Source organism: Pseudomonas sp. Pseusp16, assembly GCF_047324915.1.
Classification (GTDB): domain Bacteria; phylum Pseudomonadota; class Gammaproteobacteria; order Pseudomonadales; family Pseudomonadaceae; genus Aquipseudomonas; species Aquipseudomonas fluorescens_CD.
Window position 1 is genome coordinate 1,452,905 of record NZ_CP168522.1, and the last position, 18,958, is coordinate 1,471,862.

The 18,958-nt window shown below is 61.2% G+C and carries 17 protein-coding genes; 6 read left to right on the forward strand and 11 right to left on the reverse strand.

Annotated elements, in window-relative coordinates:
• Positions 1-159: 159 nt before the first annotated feature.
• The 4 genes from ACEN8Q_RS06300 to ACEN8Q_RS06315 all read right to left on the reverse strand — a co-directional run bounded on the left by ACEN8Q_RS06300 (position 160) and on the right by ACEN8Q_RS06315 (position 3,719).
• A complete protein-coding gene (locus tag ACEN8Q_RS06300; protein WP_413704749.1) occupies positions 160-561 on the reverse strand; it encodes an ester cyclase in 402 nt (133 codons plus the stop codon).
• Between the two features lie 39 nt (positions 562-600).
• The gene (locus tag ACEN8Q_RS06305; RefSeq protein ID WP_413704750.1) at positions 601-1,359 is read right to left on the reverse strand and encodes an SDR family oxidoreductase; all 759 of its coding nucleotides are present in this window, start codon (positions 1,357-1,359) and stop codon (positions 601-603) included.
• 194 nt (positions 1,360-1,553) lie between these two features.
• The gene (locus ACEN8Q_RS06310) at positions 1,554-2,456 is read right to left on the reverse strand and encodes a LysR family transcriptional regulator (RefSeq protein ID WP_413425911.1); all 903 of its coding nucleotides are present in this window, start codon (positions 2,454-2,456) and stop codon (positions 1,554-1,556) included.
• Between the two features lie 162 nt (positions 2,457-2,618).
• Positions 2,619-3,719, reverse strand: a complete 1,101-nt coding sequence (locus ACEN8Q_RS06315; protein WP_413425913.1) for an alkene reductase — start codon at positions 3,717-3,719, stop codon at positions 2,619-2,621.
• A gap of 146 nt (positions 3,720-3,865) precedes the next feature.
• Between ACEN8Q_RS06315 and ACEN8Q_RS06320 the strand changes: the two genes are divergently transcribed.
• A complete protein-coding gene (locus tag ACEN8Q_RS06320) occupies positions 3,866-4,750 on the forward strand; it encodes a LysR family transcriptional regulator (protein ID WP_413425915.1) in 885 nt (294 codons plus the stop codon).
• A 55-nt stretch (positions 4,751-4,805) separates the two neighbouring features.
• Here the strand turns inward: ACEN8Q_RS06320 and ACEN8Q_RS06325 are convergent, their stop codons facing one another.
• The 4 genes from ACEN8Q_RS06325 to ACEN8Q_RS06340 all read right to left on the reverse strand — a co-directional run bounded on the left by ACEN8Q_RS06325 (position 4,806) and on the right by ACEN8Q_RS06340 (position 9,826).
• A complete protein-coding gene (locus ACEN8Q_RS06325; protein ID WP_413425917.1) occupies positions 4,806-5,690 on the reverse strand; it encodes a LysR family transcriptional regulator in 885 nt (294 codons plus the stop codon).
• A 54-nt stretch (positions 5,691-5,744) separates the two neighbouring features.
• A complete protein-coding gene (locus tag ACEN8Q_RS06330) occupies positions 5,745-6,497 on the reverse strand; it encodes an Asp/Glu racemase (protein ID WP_413425919.1) in 753 nt (250 codons plus the stop codon).
• Between the two features lie 25 nt (positions 6,498-6,522).
• On the reverse strand, positions 6,523-7,842 hold the full coding sequence (locus ACEN8Q_RS06335; protein WP_413704751.1) for an MFS transporter: 1,320 nt from the start codon (positions 7,840-7,842) through the stop codon (positions 6,523-6,525).
• A gap of 1,030 nt (positions 7,843-8,872) precedes the next feature.
• Positions 8,873-9,826 carry a LysR substrate-binding domain-containing protein gene (locus tag ACEN8Q_RS06340; RefSeq protein ID WP_413425923.1) on the reverse strand — a complete coding sequence of 318 codons (954 nt, stop codon included), beginning with the start codon at positions 9,824-9,826 and terminating at the stop codon, positions 8,873-8,875.
• A gap of 132 nt (positions 9,827-9,958) precedes the next feature.
• Between ACEN8Q_RS06340 and ACEN8Q_RS06345 the strand changes: the two genes are divergently transcribed.
• Positions 9,959-11,128: a M20 aminoacylase family protein gene (locus tag ACEN8Q_RS06345; RefSeq protein ID WP_413425925.1), complete on the forward strand. Its 1,170-nt coding sequence runs from the start codon at positions 9,959-9,961 to the stop codon at positions 11,126-11,128.
• A 59-nt stretch (positions 11,129-11,187) separates the two neighbouring features.
• Positions 11,188-11,976 (forward strand): ABC transporter substrate-binding protein, encoded by a 789-nt coding sequence (locus tag ACEN8Q_RS06350; protein WP_413425927.1) that lies wholly within the window; start codon positions 11,188-11,190, stop codon positions 11,974-11,976.
• A 146-nt stretch (positions 11,977-12,122) separates the two neighbouring features.
• On the opposite strand, the gene cysN is transcribed toward ACEN8Q_RS06350, so the two are convergent.
• Both cysN and cysD read right to left on the reverse strand, forming a co-directional pair.
• Positions 12,123-14,015 carry a sulfate adenylyltransferase subunit CysN gene (gene cysN / locus ACEN8Q_RS06355; protein ID WP_413704752.1) on the reverse strand — a complete coding sequence of 631 codons (1,893 nt, stop codon included), beginning with the start codon at positions 14,013-14,015 and terminating at the stop codon, positions 12,123-12,125.
• Complete coding sequence (gene cysD / locus ACEN8Q_RS06360; RefSeq protein ID WP_413705471.1) at positions 14,015-14,956, reverse strand: sulfate adenylyltransferase subunit CysD; 942 nt, start codon at positions 14,954-14,956, stop codon at positions 14,015-14,017. The genes cysN and cysD overlap by 1 nt, the downstream gene beginning before the upstream one ends.
• Before the next feature lie 186 nt (positions 14,957-15,142).
• Between cysD and ACEN8Q_RS06365 the strand changes: the two genes are divergently transcribed.
• From ACEN8Q_RS06365 to ACEN8Q_RS06375, 3 genes are all read left to right on the forward strand, one after another.
• Positions 15,143-16,258 carry a DUF1214 domain-containing protein gene (locus ACEN8Q_RS06365; RefSeq protein ID WP_413425931.1) on the forward strand — a complete coding sequence of 372 codons (1,116 nt, stop codon included), beginning with the start codon at positions 15,143-15,145 and terminating at the stop codon, positions 16,256-16,258.
• Positions 16,255-17,418, forward strand: coding sequence for a sulfotransferase family protein (locus ACEN8Q_RS06370; RefSeq protein WP_413425933.1), 1,164 nt, complete (start codon positions 16,255-16,257; stop codon positions 17,416-17,418). Before ACEN8Q_RS06365 ends, ACEN8Q_RS06370 begins: the two co-directional genes overlap by 4 nt.
• 84 nt (positions 17,419-17,502) lie before the next feature.
• Positions 17,503-18,291 (forward strand): SDR family oxidoreductase, encoded by a 789-nt coding sequence (locus tag ACEN8Q_RS06375; RefSeq protein WP_413425935.1) that lies wholly within the window; start codon positions 17,503-17,505, stop codon positions 18,289-18,291.
• Between the two features lie 62 nt (positions 18,292-18,353).
• On the opposite strand, the gene ACEN8Q_RS06380 is transcribed toward ACEN8Q_RS06375, so the two are convergent.
• On the reverse strand, positions 18,354-18,824 hold the full coding sequence (locus tag ACEN8Q_RS06380) for an SRPBCC domain-containing protein (RefSeq protein ID WP_413704753.1): 471 nt from the start codon (positions 18,822-18,824) through the stop codon (positions 18,354-18,356).
• Between the last annotated feature and the right edge of the window lie 134 nt (positions 18,825-18,958).

The window sequence follows — 18,958 nt, forward strand, 5'->3', positions numbered from 1 at the left end:
CGTCGCAGGAGGGCGGAACAGTAGAGGGGAGGGCAATGGATGCCCTCCCTTTTTCCTTCCATTCAATTGCCCATCAGTTTCGCTTTCAAGAACAGGGGTAGTGATATTTCAGCAGTGCGCTGGTTGATCAAAGACCGCCGAGCGAGGAGGTATCGAGTGTCAGCCGGGGAACTGATCTCCAAACATGGGGTACCCGCCGGCGGAACCCGAGCGCGTTGCCTCGTCCTGAATCACATCCCAGTGTTCGACCATCTCGCCGTCCTCCAGGCGCAGGATATCGACCACGACCCAATTCGCAGGCTGACCGATTCCAGTGAAGCGACCGTGCAACATGACGAAGTCGCCTTCAGCTACTGCCAACTGGCATTCGTAACGCATTTCGGGCGATCCTGCGGCGACCAGTTCGAACAGACCCTCGCGACCTGCGGGCACGTGTGCACTGTGCTGGATATAAGAGGGTGACCAGAAGCGCTCGGCTGCAGCCAGATCCTTGCGATTGAACAGGGTTGCGAAGCCTTCGAGGACAATGGCCTTGTTCTCGGCGGGGGTACGTGAAGTCATAGTCTGATCCTGCTTGCAATGTAAAAGATGCGGTCGCAATCAACCGAAAGCCGGTCCTTTTGCAATCATGTCGTTGAACCCATTGACCCAGGCATGCTCGTTCGGGCCAGGATTGGCGCGCATGGCTTCGGCCGGAGCGACGAGGATTTCGTCGGCACCGCTCTCGAACTGTTTCATCGCTTCTGTAATGAACTGGTCGAGGGGAATGGCACGCTCTTCCTCGCTGCTGTCGAGCAACTCGGTGCGTACCCACGGTGGTGCGATCTCGACCAGCCGGACGCCGTGTTCACGCAGCAGGTAGCGCTGTGACAGGGTGTAGGAGTGCAGCGCCGCCTTGGTTGCCGAATACACCGCCGTCACGGCCATTGGCACGAAGCCGAGCACCGAGGAGACGTTGACGATGACCGCATCCGGCCTGGCCTTCAGATGCTCGACCAGCGCCGAGGTCATGCGGATCGGCCCCAGCAGGTTTGTGGTGACGGTCGACAGGGCAAGCTCATCGTCCACCGGACCTTCTGCATGATCGAGCAGCATGATGCCGGCATTGTTGATCAGCACGTTGAGCTCAGGGTAATGGGCGATGAGGTGCTGCGCTGCAGCCTTGATGCTGGCCGTGTCGTTGATGTCGAGCTCGATGGCCGCCATGCCGGGGTTGGCGTCGAGCGTCTGCTGCAGTCGCTCCTTGCGCCGTCCGGAGATGATCACTTGATTGCCGAGCTTGTGGAAAGCTTCGGCCAGCTCTTGGCCGATGCCGGAGCCGCCGCCAGTGATGAAAATGGTATTGCCGGTCATACGCATCACGCTTCTCCTGGGGAGATGAAGTAAGGAAATGCCGCCACGAACGAACCAGTCGAGCGATGTGTCGTGCAGGCAGTGACGCTAAGTTGGCAGCTTCGGCGTGAACGGAGTAGCCACTCTTTTTCGCTATCATTTATGTAAGGTATGCATAGACATTGCTGTGCTGTGCTGTGCTGTGCTGTGCCGACCTGATGCTAGCTTGAAACGCCGCTTCCCTCGCCAACCAGGCTGGCTACGAGATGCTCGATGAGGGCGCGGCCGGCACTGCGGGTTCGCGAGCCGTGGGGGAAGTAGGCATGAACAGGCACGGACTCGGTCTCCCAATCGGTGAGCAGCGCGACCAGTTCACCGCTTTCCAGTTCGCGCCGACACGCCCATGCCGTTGTCGAGGTGATACCCAATCCGGCCGTGGCCGCCGCGACCGCCCCTTCGTTTTCGTCGGTCGAGAAGTGTGCCTCGAGCTGAATCGTCCTGGTCTCGCCATCGCGTTTGAACATCCACCCGCTCGGTACCGTCGAGGCTGGACCTGCGATGATTCGGTGGCATTGCAGGTCCTCAGGTGTAGTCGGCTCCCCAGCGGCGCGCAGGTAGGACGGTGAGGCAAGAATGAACCGGGAGATCGTCATGATTTGACGGCTCGTTGCACGGGAATCCACCAGCCGTCCCAGCCTTATCGCTACATCGATATTTTCCCGCACCAGATCCTGCCAATGGTCGGCGAGCAGGACCTGGATATGCAGGTTGGGATGTATCGCCGCGAACGGCGCCATGCGCGGAATGATTTCCCTTACACCGATGCTCGTAGGCATGCTGATCCGCACGACGCCACGCAGCTCCGCGCCGCCGCGAACGCTTTGCTCTGCTTCTTCCACCGCGGCGAGAATCGGCTCCATTCTCGAGAGAAAATCCGCCCCTGCCTCAGTCGGTACGACGGCACGTGTCGATCTCGCCAGCAACAGGGTGCCGAGATCGGTTTCGAGTTCGGCCACAATCCTGGAAACCTGGGATTGAGAAAGGCCCACTTCGCGTGCCGCCGCCGAAAAGCTGCCCAGTCGCGCCACCCTTGTGAAAAGCCTGTAGGAGAAAAGGTCCTTCATGCGTCAGCTCCATCCAACAGCCAGCATGTACCTAGAGTCCGTTGGCAGAAGCTACGGTGAAACGGGCATTAAGCTGGCAGATCGCTACTTGGGTGAGTGATTTATTGGGGGAGGGAGAGGTAGCTGGGGCACGATGACCCCAGTTACCAGTGGTGCAAATTATCACGCAACTTCAGTATGGAAAGGATAGTCCGTGTAACCCGCTTGGGTGCCGCCGAAGAACGACTCGCGGTCGTACGGGTTCAGTGGCCAGCCATTGCGCAGGCGCTCTGGCAAGTCAGGGTTGGCGATGAAGTGGCGGCCGAAAGCGACCAGGTCTGCATCGCCGGCCTCGAGGATCGCGTTGGCCGATTCACCGGAGAAACCGCCTGCCGCGATAAGGGTGCCCTTGTAATGCTGACGGATGAGTTGGGACGCCACCGGATTCTGGTCGCGGCGCTCGTCTTCGATGAGACCCAGGATGCGCGGCTCGATCAGGTGCAGATAGGCAAGGTCCAGCTTGTTCAGTTCGCGTGCGACATAGGTGAACAGGCCAACGGGGTCGCTGTCGGACATATCGCCGAAATTGCCGCTCGGGCCCAGGCGCACCGCCACCCGATTGCTGCCCCAGACGGAAATCACCGCCGCTACCGCTTCCAGCAGGAACCGGCTGCGGTTCTCGAACGAACCGCCGTAGATATCCGTACGTTTGTTGCTGCCGTCCTGGAGGAATTGGTCGAACAGGTAGCCGTTGGCCGAGTGCAGCTCCACGCCGTCGAATCCGGCGGCGATACCGCGTTCGGCCGCGGCGCGGAAGCTTTCCACCAGCCCGTGGATTTCCGCGATGGTCAATTCGCGCGGCGGGCTGCCGGGGGTCCAGCCGGTCTCGGTGAAGGCGAGGCCACCGTGTTCGACGACGGAAGGTGCCACCGGCTGGGCGCCGTTCGGCTGCAAGAGGCTATTGGACTGGCGCCCCGCATGATAGAGCTGCAGAAAGATTTTGCCGCCCTTGGCATGCACAGCGTCGGTCACGAGTTTCCAACCGGCGATCTGGCTGTCGTCATACAAACCGGGAGCGCCGAGGTAGCCATTACCATTGGCTGCGGCGATAGTCGCTTCGCCGATGAGCAGGCCACCGGCGCTGGTACGCTGGGCATAGTACTCGGCCATCAATGGGCCAGGGATGGCACCCGGCTCGGCACGCATACGGGTCAGTGGCGCCAGAACGACGCGATGGGAAATCCGGTATGGGCCGATCTGGATGCTGGTGTGCAGTTTGGACATGACAACGATACCTATCAATGTTGGGATGGGTGCAATCTAGGCGTAAAGTCCGTGGAGAAAAACATCCCGCGATGCCGAACATTTCGGATGGTTTTTCCGTAATCCCGCCCTGTCGGTGGGGCTCTGCCGGAGCAAGCAGAAAAGTGATGGAAAATCTGAGTGGCATCTCGATGTTCGTGCAGGTTGCCGAAACGCGCAGCTTTAGCGAGTCCGCCCGCCAGTTGGGGGTGTCGTCCTCGACCGTGGGCAAAACCATCGCCCGGATGGAGGAGCGCTTGCATGTAAGGCTGTTTCATCGCAGCACACGCAGTATCACGCTGACGGCCGAGGGGACCCTGTTCCTTGAGCGATGCCGCCGTATCCTCAGTGAGGTCACCGCTGCCGAGACCGAGCTGTCAGGCCTGGCTGGCAGTCCACGTGGGCGGCTTCGGGTGGGCTCGCCGCTACTGGGCGACCTGATGATGCCGGCCTTTGAAGGGTTCATGGAGCGGTATCCGGAAGTCGAACTGGATATCGATTTTTGCGACCGCATGGTCGATGTGATCGAGGAGGGGTTCGACGCGGTGATTCGGACCGGCGAGCAAACCGATTCTCGCTTGACTGCGCGCCGTCTCGGTTCCTGCGCACATGTGCTGGTGGCGTCGCCGACTTACCTCAAGCGGCATGGTGTACCCGCTTATCCGCGTGAACTGGAGCGCCATGCATGCCTGCAGCACAAATTCCCCGCAACGGGAAAGCTGGAGCGTTGGCCTCTGCGGCTCGAAGCCTCCGAGGCGGAATTGGTGCTGCCCGCCACGATGACTTCGAACACGATCGAACCTCTTGCCTATGCCGCAGTCCGTGGCAGGGGCATCGCCTTTCTACCAACCTTCCTGGTGCGCGACGCGCTGGAAAGCGGCCAGCTGGTCACCGTGCTGGACGATTACATTGACCGCCAGGTCGTCTTCTGGATGCTGTGGCCAGCCAGCCGATATGCCTCGCCCAAGTTGCGAGTTTTCATTGACTACATGAGTGCGCACTTGCGCATCTGATTGCTCACGCCGGCAGCGACCGGCGCACGCCGTCGCGGATTGAGCCTGATATCGCTTACGCCCTTTCGAGCAAGTGCTCCAGGAACAATCCCGCCGCGACCGACAACGCCTCTCGCGACCTTACGCACACGCTGAGTTCGCGGGAGGCCCACGGCTCATCCAGCCTGATTGCCTTCGCACCGTCCATTTTGTAAATCGCCGCGCTCCCCTCGGGCATGATGCCAATGCCCAGGCCGGCCTGAACCATCAGGCATAGCGCGTCGTAGCTGGAGACTTCCATGCGGATTTTCAGCGAACGCCCCAGGTCGTTGGCTGCCTTGATCAACTGAAAGTTGAGATGAGTGCCACTGCGCAATGCAATGTATTCGTGATCCAGGGTTTCGCTGAATTTGACCGAGCGGCGTGTCGCCAGCGGATGCCCAAGGGGCACAAGCAACACCAGGCGATCGGTACGAAACGGGAAAACCTCGATATCGGCACCGTGCGGAAGACGGGTGAAGATGCCAATGTCGGTGCGATTTTCCGACACCGCCTTGGTGATGGCCAGGCTTTGCCTTTCTTCGAGGCTGATGTTGATCAGTGGGTACAGTTCCATGAACGACTTGATCAGGCCCGGGAGGAATTGGGTGATGGCGGAAATATTGGCCAGGACATGCACCGAGCCACGGCGGCCATGGGAGTAGTCACGCATCTGCACGACGATTTCATTGAGGTTGTTCAATGCACTGCGAGCCATGAACAGCAGCGACAGACCGGCGTCGGTCGGGGTGATGCCTTTGTTGGTGCGGTTGAGCAGTTTCGAGTCGAGCAGTTCTTCCAGCTCGCTGAGCCGTTTGCTGACCGCCGCCGCGGCGATGTGTTCGCGTTTGGCGGCGGCAGCAATGGTGCCTTCTTCAACGACGCTGACAAACAGTCGCAACGAGACCGGATCGAGTTTCATGGGAGGTACCGGTTAGGCCTGAATGGCCAGCATAGTACCTCCTTGGGCATCGGCTCAAAACGCCCCGGACAACAGATGGCCGGCGTTGGGTACTTGCGCCTTGAGGCCAAGGGTTTTCAACATCTGGTAAACGGTGGCGACCGATGCCGACAGCACCGGTTTGTCGAGGCGATCCTGGACAAGCTGGATCGCCGGTAGCGACGGCATTTGCACGCAGCAGGACAACACCACGCCATCGGCCTGGCCGATGCTCAGCCGGTCGGCGTGGGCCAGCAGATTCATCGGGTCCAGACGCCCGACTTCGAGGTTGTCGCAAACCTCCAGGCTGATGGAGTCGACCACTTCGATGCCGGCCGCTTCGATGTAGTCGATGACCTGTTGGGTCAGCGGCTTCATGTACGGCGTGATGATCGAGACTTTCTTGTAGTCGAGCATCTGCAGGCTATCGATCAACGCACCGGCGGAGCTGAGTACCGGGGCGGTCGATTGATTGGAGGCCACGGTTTTACTCAGGCGCTCCTGCGAGACTTTGTGATAGCCCGCGCCTTGGCACATGATCGCCACCAGGCAGGCATAGGCCATGACATCCACTCGCGCATCGCTCAGCTCCAGCGCGCAACGGTCGCTGTCGATGTCCATCTTCTTCAGCTCTTCGGGGCTGACGTGCATCATGCGCATGCGTGATGAGTGAAAGGTAAAGTGCTCTTCGGGAAACAGTTCGTAGCGCGACGTCAGCATGGCCGGGATTTCGGTTTCCATCGTCGTGTTGGAGCTGGGGACGATTTGGCCGATGCGAAAATTTTTCATGGTTTTTTTCCTTTGAACGGTCGGGTCAGTTGCCGCTGGTGAGTTGAACGCCTTTGGTTTCCTGCAGCGTGAACACCATGACGGCGGCGATGACGTAGGAAACGGAGGCAAGGGAAATGGTGGCGGTAAAGCCGATGAGCGGGATCAGTACCGGGACCAGCTTGATGCCGGCGATGGCGCCGACCCGGCCGAAGTTGAAACAGAAACCCGAGGCGGTTGAACGAATGCTGGTCGGGAACAACTCCGAGTACCAGGCGCCGAACCCGCTGAAATAACCGGTGAAGAAGCCCAGCAGTGCCGCCAGCGAACCGAGGGCGATGACGTTCTGGGTGGTGAACAGCAGTTTGCCGTCCGTCAATGGCATCAAGGTCGCCGAGTAGGCAAATACCGGCACCATGATCGCCATGCCGCCAAAAAACACCGCGAACGACAAGCGACGACCGATGCTTTCCGCCAGGTAGCCGTAGGCCAGGTAACCGATGGTGGCGCCGATGCCGATCCAGATGACAAACACCGGGGCCTGATCGATGCGCACGTTCAGAATGCTCTGCAGGTAAGCCGGCATGAACGTGGTGATGATCCAGTAGCCGTACATGCCCAGGACCGAAATGCTCAGGCCCAGCAGGGTCACTTTCAGATACTGCGGACGGAAGATTTCCATCAGCCGGCCCTTGTCGGTGTTAAGGCGCATGAACTCGCGGTTGGCCAGCCACACCGGCGACTCCTTGACGAACAGCCCGATGAACACCAGGGTGAAATAGGCCGGGATCGAGGCGTAGATGAACAAGCTGCGCCAGGATTCAGGGTTGCCGCCATCAAGGAACGTCCAGGCGAAAATCGCTGCCAGCAGACCACCACCCGACCAGCCGGTCTGCATCACCGCAAAGGCCTTGGCGCGACCGGCCGCCGGCCAGATCTCGGACACCAGCGCCGCCGCGGCGGACCACAAGCCACCGACGGCGATACCGACACAGAAGCGGAACACATTGAGCTGCCACAGGCTGTCGGCAAAAGCACAGAGCAAGGTGCCGGTGCCATAGACGAATACCGACAGCATCATGGTTTTCTTGCGGCCGATCTTGTCGGAAATATTGCCGAGGAAGAAACCACCGATACCGGTGGCCAGCAGAAACCAGGCAACCGTGGAGACCACGTCGCCCAGGCCGAGGGCGAAGGTCTTGGCAACCGCCAGCAGGACAAAACCGAATACGGTGGCATCCAGCGCATCAAACAGCCAGGCGGCCCAGGAGCCTCCCAGCGTCACGTAACGCTGGTTGGCGGTCAGTTGACCGACTCTGTCGACGACAGGAGCTTGCGCCGTGGAACTGGCAGCCAGGGTTTTCATGGTTCAACCTCGCAGGTTTGCGTTTTTATTCTTGGAGCTCGTGTGCCGAATGGTGACAGGCACCCAAGTGGTCATGTGCGACCGATGTTAGGAGAGGTAAAAGCCGTTCGTACATCAGCCATTCACGAGCCTGCCATCGCGGCTGACGATGGCAGTGGGGGAGGAGAAGATCGTTGTGAATAGGGGGAGGGCTGGTTGATTAGAGTGGTCGGTACATTTGGAATAGCTCGCCCAGCTCAAAATAATCGACCGGGCCACCATCCGGACGCCCGTGAGGTCATGGCGACATGTTGCTCCTGCAGGTCCGCCTCGAATTATTCCATGGATGCTGTGAAAGTTCTGAACGTGGCTGCGGCAGAGGTTGGTAGACAAACGACACCGGCCCGGGATCTGGAAACCATCATCACTCACTGAATCAAAGCAGGTATAGGATAACAATGGTAATCAACCAGCCGGCACTGAGGGTGATAGTCAGGTAGGCAACCGCGAGCATCAGAGGGTGAGTCCACATGACACCAAACTCCCATAATCGTTGTTTTTATATTGGTGCCTGGTAAGTTGAGAGCTGCGAAATTCATGAGCTCGTATGAGTAGTGAGGCAATAATTAAGCCATTTGAGTGAAGGGCACTTGGGTGCAAGCCTTGGGCCTGTAATGCTGCGTTCCAGGCTACTTCTTTCAGACGAAAACTGTCCCTGAATCCACCCCCAAAAAATGAGATTCCCCACATACGGGGGTACATTCGTCCGGATGCCACCCAGCGGGATTGAAGTCCCAGGCTGACGTTTTGCCACTGGGGCGGGAGGCGCATGGCAGAACAGGGTCGATAGGAAACCCGGGGCCGATTTAGCAGACGGACAATGTTAAATGGCTGCTATTGTCAACGGCGCTTCATGACAGGCCGCTATCAGCTGAAAGCAGTCTGGCTTTAACTTCAACGGTTGAGCTGCGTTTGGTGAAGCGGGGAATCAAACCTCCATTCATCGACTGCGGTTTTACCACTGTCAAGCCTTGACGGCGCGTCCTGTGCCTTACATCCGCAGACGCAACGTTTCGAAGAGTTGCCGATCTTCCTTTCTGGCCGAACGGGCATGACGCCGAATGACCTGCAACAGGCAATCGGTAAAGCAGAGTGCCGGGTTGCTCAACGACCCGTTGCGTCGGGTGACGATGCTCAGTTGTCGGGGCTCGAATTGCTCGGTCAGCCCCAGGGACACCACGCGCCCCAGGAATGGCGGGGCTGTGCTCACAATGGAAGGCCCCCAGGTGCACATGTCGGCCCGCTCGACCATCATCTGCAAAATGGCCAGCGAATGGGCGCGCACGATTCGGTTCTCATCAATTTGCGCGCCGTGTTTCCAGAACAGTTCCTGCATCAGCCCATCGTGCCCGTCCGGCGCGTAGTTCAGGGTCCAGTTTTCCTCCAGTAACTCGTGGATCGATCGTGCGTGCTGTCGGGCGTGACCCTCGCGGACCAGCACCGAAGTCTGGTAATCGAGCAGGGTTTCGCAAGCGAATTCCTGGGTCGATTGTGCTGGATGCAGCTGGCCGATCGCGAAATCCATGCTGCCGTCGCGCAGCAGCGGCTGGGCAACGGCCATCAGGCTTTCAAACAGCTCCAGCTTGATTTGCGGCATGCGCTCGCGAAAAGCCAACACCACTTCGGGCAGGAAGGTCAGGGCGATCCATGGGGTGATCCCGACGCAGAGCCGTCCCTGGGCCTTGCCACGCATATGGTCGAGCTCGGTCTGCGCATGTTCGAGCTGCTTGATCACCAGCCGCGCGTGGGTCAGCAGGACTTTTCCGTATTCGGTGAAGTGCAGGCCGTTGGGGGTTCGGGTGAACAACGGCAGCTGTTGACTGGTTTCCAGTTCGCGCAACGCTTTGGTCACGGCAGCCTGGGAAATCTCCAGCGAGCGCGCGGCTGCGCGGATGCTGCCGGTTTCGGCGCTGGCAATCAGCGCCTGTAATTGATGCAGTTTCATCTGACCACCTTTGCGACAACCATTGGTTGTCATCATAACCAAACTGCGCCTCCCCAGCCCAGCGCCTGTTCCTTAAGATCGACCCCAACAGCGCTTTCGCTGCTGCTCAGACCCTGTCCAAGGAGAACACCCATGAATGCCGGCCTGGTCCTGCCTGGTATTGCCGCGATGCAAGATGAAATGATCGCGATACGTCACAGCATTCACGCGCACCCTGAACTGGGTTTTGAAGAGTTCGCCACCAGCGAGCGGGTTGCGCAGTGTTTGACCCGATGGGGTTATGAGGTCAGCACCGGCGTGGGCAAGACCGGGGTCGTTGCCACCCTGAAAAATGGCGAGGGGCGATCCATCGGTTTGCGCGCCGACATGGATGCGTTGCCGATACAGGAAGCCACCGGCTTGCCCTATGCCAGCGGGATCGACGGTGTCATGCATGCCTGCGGTCACGACGGTCATACGGCAATCCTGCTGGCAGCAGGTCAGTATCTGGCCCGGACACGGGCGTTCAAGGGCACGCTGCACCTGATTTTCCAACCGGCGGAAGAAGGGCTGGGCGGTGCCAGGAAAATGCTCGAGGAAGGGTTGCTCGAACGGTTCCCGTGTGACGCGATCTTCGCCATGCATAACGTGCCGGGCTATCCCGTCGGGCATTTGGGCTTTTACAGCGGGCCGTTCATGGCGTCTGCCGACACGGTGAACATCAGAATCATCGGCAATGGTGGTCATGGTGCGGTGCCGCACAAAGCCGTCGACCCCGTGGTGGTTTGTGCCTCGATCGTGATGGCCCTGCAAAGCATCGTTTCGCGCAATGTCAATCCGCAGGAGATGGCAATTATCACGGTGGGCTCCCTGCATGCCGGAAGCGCCTCGAATGTCATCCCGTCCTGTGCCGACATGAGCCTGAGCGTGCGCGCCCTGACCCCCGAGATTCGCCACTTGCTGGAGGTTCGAATCACTGAGCTGGTCAAGGGCCAGGCCGCGAGTTTTGGTGCCCAGGCCCACATCGATTATCAGCATTGCCATCCGGTGTTGATCAACGATCCCGAACACACTGCATTTGCCCGTGAAGTCGCCCGTGACTGGCTGGGGGAGGAGCACCTGATTGATGACTTGCGGCCGTTCACGGCCAGTGAGGACTTTGCCTTTGTCCTGGAAAAATGCCCCGGCAGTTATCTGGTGATCGGCAACGGTGAGGGAGAGGGCGGGTGCCTGTTGCACAATCCCGGCTACGACTTCAACGATGGCTGCCTGCCGGTGGGCGCGAGCTACTGGGTCAAGTTGGTCGAGCGTTTTCTGTGTTGATACGGCGCTATTTTGCGCGTCATTCTGGTAAAAAATCTGCGGCCTGAAGAGGAATAAAAATGAACAAGATGATTGCAGCCGTTTCCCTGGTGTTCCTGACAGCATCGAGCCTGGCCGGTGCAGCTGACTGGTCTGGCAAAGTGTTGAAGCTGGGGGTGGACCCGACGTACCCACCACTGGAATACAAGAATCAGGATGGCACGCTGACCGGCTTCGGGGTCGACATCGCCGAGGCGCTCTGCGCCGAACTGAAAGCGCGATGCGTCTGGGTGGAAAGCAGCTGGGACGGGATGATCCCGGCGCTGCTGGCGCGCAAGTTCGATGCGGTGGCGTCTTCAATGACCATCACCCCCAAACGTCTGGAGCAGATTGCATTCACCGACAAGGTGTCCAATGCACCGGCACGGTTAGTGGCTAAACGCGGATCGGGATTACAGCCGACCCTCGAATCGCTCAAGGGCAAGCGCATTGGTGTGGAGCAGGGCTCGACCCAGGAGTCCTACGCCAAAGCGGTATGGGGTTCCAAAGGTGTAGACGTTCTTTCCTATCAAAATCAGGATCAGGTGTACGCCGATCTGGTAGTGGGGCGACTGGATGCTTCGTTGCAGGGTTCCATTCAAGCCAGCTACGGCTTCTTGAAAACAGCGGTGGGCCAAGACTATGAGTTTGCCGGTGCCACCCTGGATGATCCGGGCTTCTTCGGCGTGGGTGATGGCCTCGGTCTGCGCAAGAACGATGTCGCCTTGCGCGAAGACTTGAACAAAGCCCTGGCAACCATTCTCGCCAACGGGACCTACGCACGGATCAACAACAAGTACTTCGATTTTGACGTCTATGGCGCCAAGTAACCCACGGCTGATTCGTTGAGCAGGGCGCTCGATCGAGCGCTCTATTGCCCCCTTCACATCACCCTGGGGAGGAAAAGGGTGGGGCCTGCTTGCCGGAAGTCGATGTATGGCAACCGCCGGCAAGCTGGTTTCAGCAGATCTACCGGTTACATGCCGAGCAGCCGCTCGACGATCCGCTCGGCCGCTGCTTCCGGCGACTCGCGCTGTGTGTCGATATGGATGTCCGGCGCCACCGGTGGCTCGTAGGGTGAGTCGATGCCGGTGAAATTCTTCAGCTCGCCGCGCCGGGCCTTCTGGTAGAGGCCCTTCGGATCGCGCTGTTCGGCCACCGCCAGCGGCGCGTCGATGAAGATCTCCAGAAAGTTGTCTTCTCCGGCCAAGCCGCGTGCCATGTCGCGCTCGGCGCGGAATGGCGAGATAAACGAGACGAGGGTGACAAGCCCTGCATCCAGCATCAGCTTCGCGACCTCGGCGACGCGGCGGATATTTTCCACCCGGTCGGCCTCGGTGAAGCCCAGGTCGCGGTTCAGGCCGTGGCGCACGTTGTCGCCGTCGAGCAGGTAGGTGTGCCGGCCAAGGGTGTGCAGCTTGCGTTCCACCAGGTTGGCGATGGTCGACTTGCCGGCTCCGGACAGCCCGGTGAACCAAAGCACACGGGGTGTCTGGCCCTTGAGTGCGGCGTGCGCCTCGCGGTTCACATCGATGGCCTGCCAGTGCACGTTCTGCGCACGGCGCAGGGCGAAGTGCAACATGCCGGCGCCTACCGTACGGTTGTTCAGCCGGTCGATGATGATGAAGCCACCGGTGTCGCGGTTATCCGCATAGGCATCGAAGGCGATGGAGCGGTCCAGGTTGAGGTTGCACACGCCGATTTCATTCAGGTCCAGGGTGCGCGCCGCCAGGTGCTCGAGGCTGTTGACGTCGACCCGATGCTTGAGGTTGGCGCAGCTCATGCCAACCGTACGGCTGCCGATCTTCATCAGGTACGGGCGGCCGGGGAGCATGGCTTCCTCGTCCATCCACACCAGGGTCGCCTCGAATTGGTCGGCCACCGCTGGTGGTGCGTCGGCGAGGGCGATCAGGTCGCCGCGGCTGATGTCGATCTCGTCTTCCAGGGTCAAGGTCACCGCCTGGCCGCAGGAGGCTTGTTCCTGCTCGCCGCCGGCGCCGAGGATGCCGGTCACGACGCTCTGCTGGCCGGACGGCAGCACGCGGATGCGCTCGCCTACACGAACGCTGCCGGCAGCGATGTTGCCGCTGTAGCCGCGGAAGTCGAGGTTCGGCCGGTTGACCCATTGCACCGGCAGGCGGAACGCCGCCTTGCTCTGTTGCGAAGCTTGCAGTGGTACGTTTTCCAGGTACTGCAGCAGGGTCGGTCCCTTGTACCACGGGGTATTCGGGCTGGCTTCGAGCATGTTGTCGCCGCGCAGGGCAGACAACGGGATGCACTGGATGTCGGTGAGGCCGATCTGTTCGGCGAAAGCGCGATAGTCGGCCTCGATGCGCTCGAAGACTTCCTGCGAGTAGTGCATCAGGTCGAGCTTGTTCACCGCCAGCACCACCTTGCGGATGCCCAGCAGGGACACCAGGTAGCTGTGCCGGCGGGTCTGCACCAGCATGCCTTGGCGCGCATCGATGAGGATCACCGCAAGGTCGGCGGTGGAGGCGCCGGTCACCATGTTGCGGGTGTACTGCTCATGGCCGGGGGTGTCGGCGACGATGAACTTGCGCTTATCGGTGGCGAAGAAACGGTAGGCCACGTCGATGGTGATGCCCTGTTCGCGTTCGGCGGCGAGGCCGTCCACCAGCAGGGCGAAGTCGAGTTCGTCGCCCTGTGTGCCGAGCTTCTTCGAGTCAGCTTCGAGCTGGCCAAGCTGGTCCTCGAACAACACCTTGGATTCATAGAGCAGGCGGCCGATCAGCGTGCTCTTGCCGTCGTCGACGCTACCGCAGGTGATAAAGCGCAGCAGTTGTTTGTTCTGCTGTTGCTCCAGATAAGGCTTCAGGTCGTCGGTTAGCGGTTCACAAATGACGTTCATCAGAAATACCCCTCTTGCTTCTTCTTCTCCATGGAACCGGCCGAGTCGCTGTCGATCAGCCGACCCTGGCGTTCCGAGGTTCGACTCGCGAGCATCTCGCGGATGATCGCCGGCAGGCTGTCGGCGTCGCTTTCGATTGCGCCAGTAAGCGGGTAGCAGCCGAGTGTGCGAAAGCGCACCTTGCGCATCTCTGGCGTTTCACCCGCCAGCAGCGGCATGCGCTCGTCGTCGACCATGATCAGCGTGCCGTCGCGGCGCACCACCGGGCGCTCCTGGGCCAAATACAGCGGCACGATGGGAATCTGTTCGAGGTAGATGTATTGCCAGATGTCCAGCTCGGTCCAGTTCGACAGCGGGAATACCCGCAGGCTCTCGCCCTTGCGCTTGCGTGTGTTGTACAGGTGCCAGAGTTCCGGGCGCTGCTGCTTGGGATCCCAGCGGTGTTGCTCGGAGCGGATCGAAAACACCCGCTCCTTGGCCCGCGACTTCTCCTCGTCGCGGCGGGCGCCACCGAAGGCGGCATCGAAGCCAAAGTGGTCGAGTGCCTGTTTCAGGCCTTGGGTTTTCCACACATCGGTGTGCAGTGCCGAGCCGTGATCGAACGGGTTGATGTTCTTTTCCACGCCTTCGGGATTGACGTGTACCAACAGATCCAGGCCCAGGCGTTGGACGGTCTGGTCACGGAAGTCGATCATCTCGCGGAACTTCCAGGTGGTGTCCACGTGCAGCAGGGGAAAGGGCGGCTTTCCGGGGGCGAAGGCCTTCATCGCCAAGTGCAGCATGACCGCACTGTCCTTGCCGATGGAGTAGAGCATCACCGGGTTCTCACACTCGGCAACCACCTCACGGATGATCTGGATGCTTTCCGCTTCCAGCCATTGCAAATGAGTCAACATCGAATACCTCCTCGTGTTCTGCCGGGTTCCTCCCCGGCGTGGCATCACGGTAGGTAATGCGCCATCGCCGATTCTTCGTCTGACTGGACGAGAAGACTGCCGGGCGATTCATGCGCTGGCCGCCGCATGAGCCGGGGCATGGCGTCGATGCGGCGACCTTAGTCCGCTCGGACGAAGAATCGGAATCGGTGTTCTCTCTAAGGTCTGCGCAGGCCCACAGAGGAGACCGACATGGCCACAGAAAAAATCGAACAGGAGGTGATCAGCGGCGAGAGCTGGAACCTCTTCTGCGAACAGCTGCGCCGCAGCGGCGAGCAGATTCTGCGCCCGGAAGCCCCGGCCGACGCGCAGACCCGCGCCGAAGGCTTCCGCTATCTGACCCGACTGCTGCGCATCGCCCTGGAGATGCACCTGGAGTTCGCCGACCCGGACTTCCCCGGCTTCATCACTCCGTCCCACGAAACGGCGAAGATCGGTGCGGACAACCCGGACAACCTGTACCGCTACGCGCGCCTCAACGGCGAACACCGCTATCGCGTCAGCGGCAATCGTGGCAGCGTCTTCTACCTCAGCTTCGGCACCCAGAAGGGCGGCTACGAGAGTGACGGCAAGATGATCCAGACTGGCTTCGTCGATGCCCCACAGCTGCAACTGGATGCCGACGGCAATTTCGAGATCATCCTCAGTCAGCACCCGCCGGCTTCCGGCAACTGGCTGCGCATGGAGCCGCAGAGCAACGCACTGATCGTTCGCCAGACGTTCCTCGACCGTGCCAGCGAACAGCCGGCACCGCTGCGCATTGAACGCCTGGATGCCGGCGAGACTCCCGAGCCGCTTGACCCGCTGCGCCTGCAGCAGGGCCTGCAACGCGCCGCCGGCTTTGTCGAGGGCACTGCGCGGCTGTTCGCCGACTGGGCGCAGGGCTACCAGCAACATGCCAATCAGCTGCCGCCGGCGGACCAGGCGGTGTGCCAGGCGGTGGGCGGTGATCCGAACATCTTCTACTACCACTCCTACTGGGCGCTGGCAGACGACGAAGCGCTTCTGATCGAGGTCGATCAGGTGCCGCAGTGCGATTTCTGGAACCTGCAGATCAACAACTACTGGATGGAGTCGCTGGACTACCGCTTCCACCGCATCTGTCTGAACAAGCACTCGGCGCGCCTCGACGAGCGGGGCGGAGTGCGAATGGTGCTTAGTGCCCGCGACCCTGACCTGCCGAACTGGCTGGAAACCGCCGGCCACCCCCACGGCACCCTCTGCCTGCGCTGGGTCGGCGCGAAGCAACCGGTGCACCCGACGACCCGCGTGGTCAAGCTGACCGACCTGAAGGAACTCACCCGATGAACGAATTCGCACCTGACAGCCTGCTGGCCGAAGCCAGTGCCCGTACCGGCGGCCTCGACGACTTCGGCCCCGGCGATTTTCGCGAAGCCCTGGCCGTGCTGGCCGACGCGCTGCGCGATGAAGCTCGCCTGTCCGGACAGGGCCGTGCCGTGCTGCGCGAAAAACTGCTGGCACAGCTGGCCAACCGGTTGGTGATCGAGGATTACTGCAGGCGCCATCCGGAAATCCTCGAACAGGAAATCGACGACCCGCTGGTCATCGTCGGCCTGCCGCGCACCGGCACCACGCTGTTGCAGCGCACGCTGGCGGTGGACCCGCAGTTCAGCAAGGCGCAGTGGTGGGAGACCCGCTATCCGGCACCGCTGCCTGGCGAGGCAGTGGAACAGCCGGGCCTGCGCATCGAGCGCGCGCGCGCCGAAGTCGCCGGGATGATCGGGTTCCTGCCGCAACTGCTCGCCATCCACCCGCTGGACGCGGAGCAGCCGGACGAGGAATTCATGCTGATGGAGCATTCCTTCCTCTGTGCGATGGATTCCTACGTCGACGTGCCGACCTATACCGACTGGCTCGACCGCCAGGACCAGACCCAGGTCTACCGGTACCTGAAAAAGACCCTGCAGTTTCTCCAGTGGCAGCAGGCCCGCCGCGGCATCGCCCCCGGCCGCCGTTGGCTGCTCAAGAGCCCGCAGCACCTGCACACCCTGGAGCTGCTGTTCGAGGTGTTCCCCCGTGCGCAGGTGGTCCTCACCCACCGCGAACCGTGCAAGACCATCCCCTCGCTGGCGAGTTTCATCCATACCCTCTGGCAGCTCTACAGCGACCACGCCGATCCGGCCCGTGTCGGCGAACAGTGGAACAGCCGCATGGCCCGTGCGCTGAAGCACTCCATGACGGTGCGAGAAGGTTTGCCTGCCGGGCGCTTCCTCGACGTGCGTTTCGAGGACACGGTGGCCGATCCGTTTGGCGTGGTGGAACGCATCTACCGCTTCACCGCAATGGAGCTGAGCGACGAGGTACGCGATTCGATGCGTCGCTGGCTCGCCGACAACGGCCGCGAGAAGCGCGCCCGGCACAGCTACAACGCGGAACTCTTCGGCCTCGACGCTGCACGCCTGGAGCGCGACTACGCCGAATACCGCGCGCGGCATATCCAGGCATAACCGTTGCCACCGCCGTCATTTACAGGGGCCTGCAAGCTGGCTCCTGCATAAAACAAGCCCTGATAACAACAAGAGGATTTTCCCATGCTGCTCAAAGACAAGGTCGTGATGGTTTCCGGAATCGGACCGGGTATGGGTATCAAGCTCGCCCTGGAAGCCGCCCGCGAAGGTGCGCGTGCCGTGGCCATTTGCGCGCGCAGCGAGGCGCGGCTGGTAGAGGCCGAGCAACGCATCCGTGCCTTCGCCCCTGGCTGCGAGGTCCTGCGCATGCCCACCGACGTCACCGAACCCGCCGCCTGTGCGGAATTCGCCCAAGCCACCGCCGAGCGCTTCGGCCGTATCGACGCGCTGATCAACAGCGCGTTTTCCCACGGCGGATTCCAGGCCGTGGAGGCGGGTGACAACGACCCGCTGCGCGAGGCGCTGGAGGTCAATCTGATCGGCTCGCTGAACATGAGCCGTGCGGTGCTGCCGCAGATGAAGGAGCAGGGGGCCGGTGCCATTGTCATGGTCAGTACCCTTGGTGTTCGCAAGCCCTATTTGGGTGGCGCTGCCTATTGCGCATCGAAAAGCGCATTGGCTGCGTCCGTGCGCTATCTCGCCACGGAGCAGGCTGTCCACGGCATACGTGTCAACGCTGTGGCCTGTGGCTGGATGTGGGGTGAGCCGGTGCAGGCAGTGGTACGCCAGACCGCTGACGCGCGCGGTGTCGGCGAAGAGCAGGTGCGCGCCGAGTTCAGCGCCGGCATCCCGGGTGGGCGCATGCCCGGTGACGAGGAATGCGCCCGCGCCGCACTTTTTCTCGCCTCGGACTACGCCAGCGCGGTGAATGGCGCACAACTCGACGCGAACGGCGGCGAAATCATGTACTGAACCTCCACTGGCGCTAAAGGGTGTGATCGCGGACCCGCTGGAGGGCCCGCGATCGCATGCACCTAACCGCGTGCCGCAAACAACGCCTCAGCCTGCACCTTGACTGCCAGCGCGACGGCGTCGAAGCCCTGCTTCACCCAGGGGCCGTGCATCTCCATTACCTGGTCGGCGGTGGGGCCGAGGAACTGATCGGTGGTGTGATAGCGGCAACTCGCCGGGCCCGTGCTCTCGATGATCTGTTCGCGGCGGGCAGCATCGGGATTGTCGACGCTGGAATGCATTTCCCAGGCGAGCAGGCGCGGCGGATCGAACTCGGCCAGGTGCTCGACCACATGCAGCAGTTCACCGGGCCGGGCCGGGTTGGGCAGGAACAGGTTCACCGGTTCGCCGAGGCGCAGGCTCGACTCGACTTTGACGGTATAGGGGTTCCACTGCGGATAGCTGGCCAGATCGACCAGCACCGACCACACCCATTCGGCGGGGGCGGCGATTTCCACGGTCAGCGAGCGGACCAGATTCTTTTCTGCGGACATGGGATTGCTCCGGGATGGCTCCGCGCCGCACCGTGCGGCGGGATCATCCGGATACTCGACGCATTTGCCACTGCGCTCCTCGTCCAGTCGGACGAAGAACCGGAGATTGCGCACTCCCTAAGGTAGCCGACAGG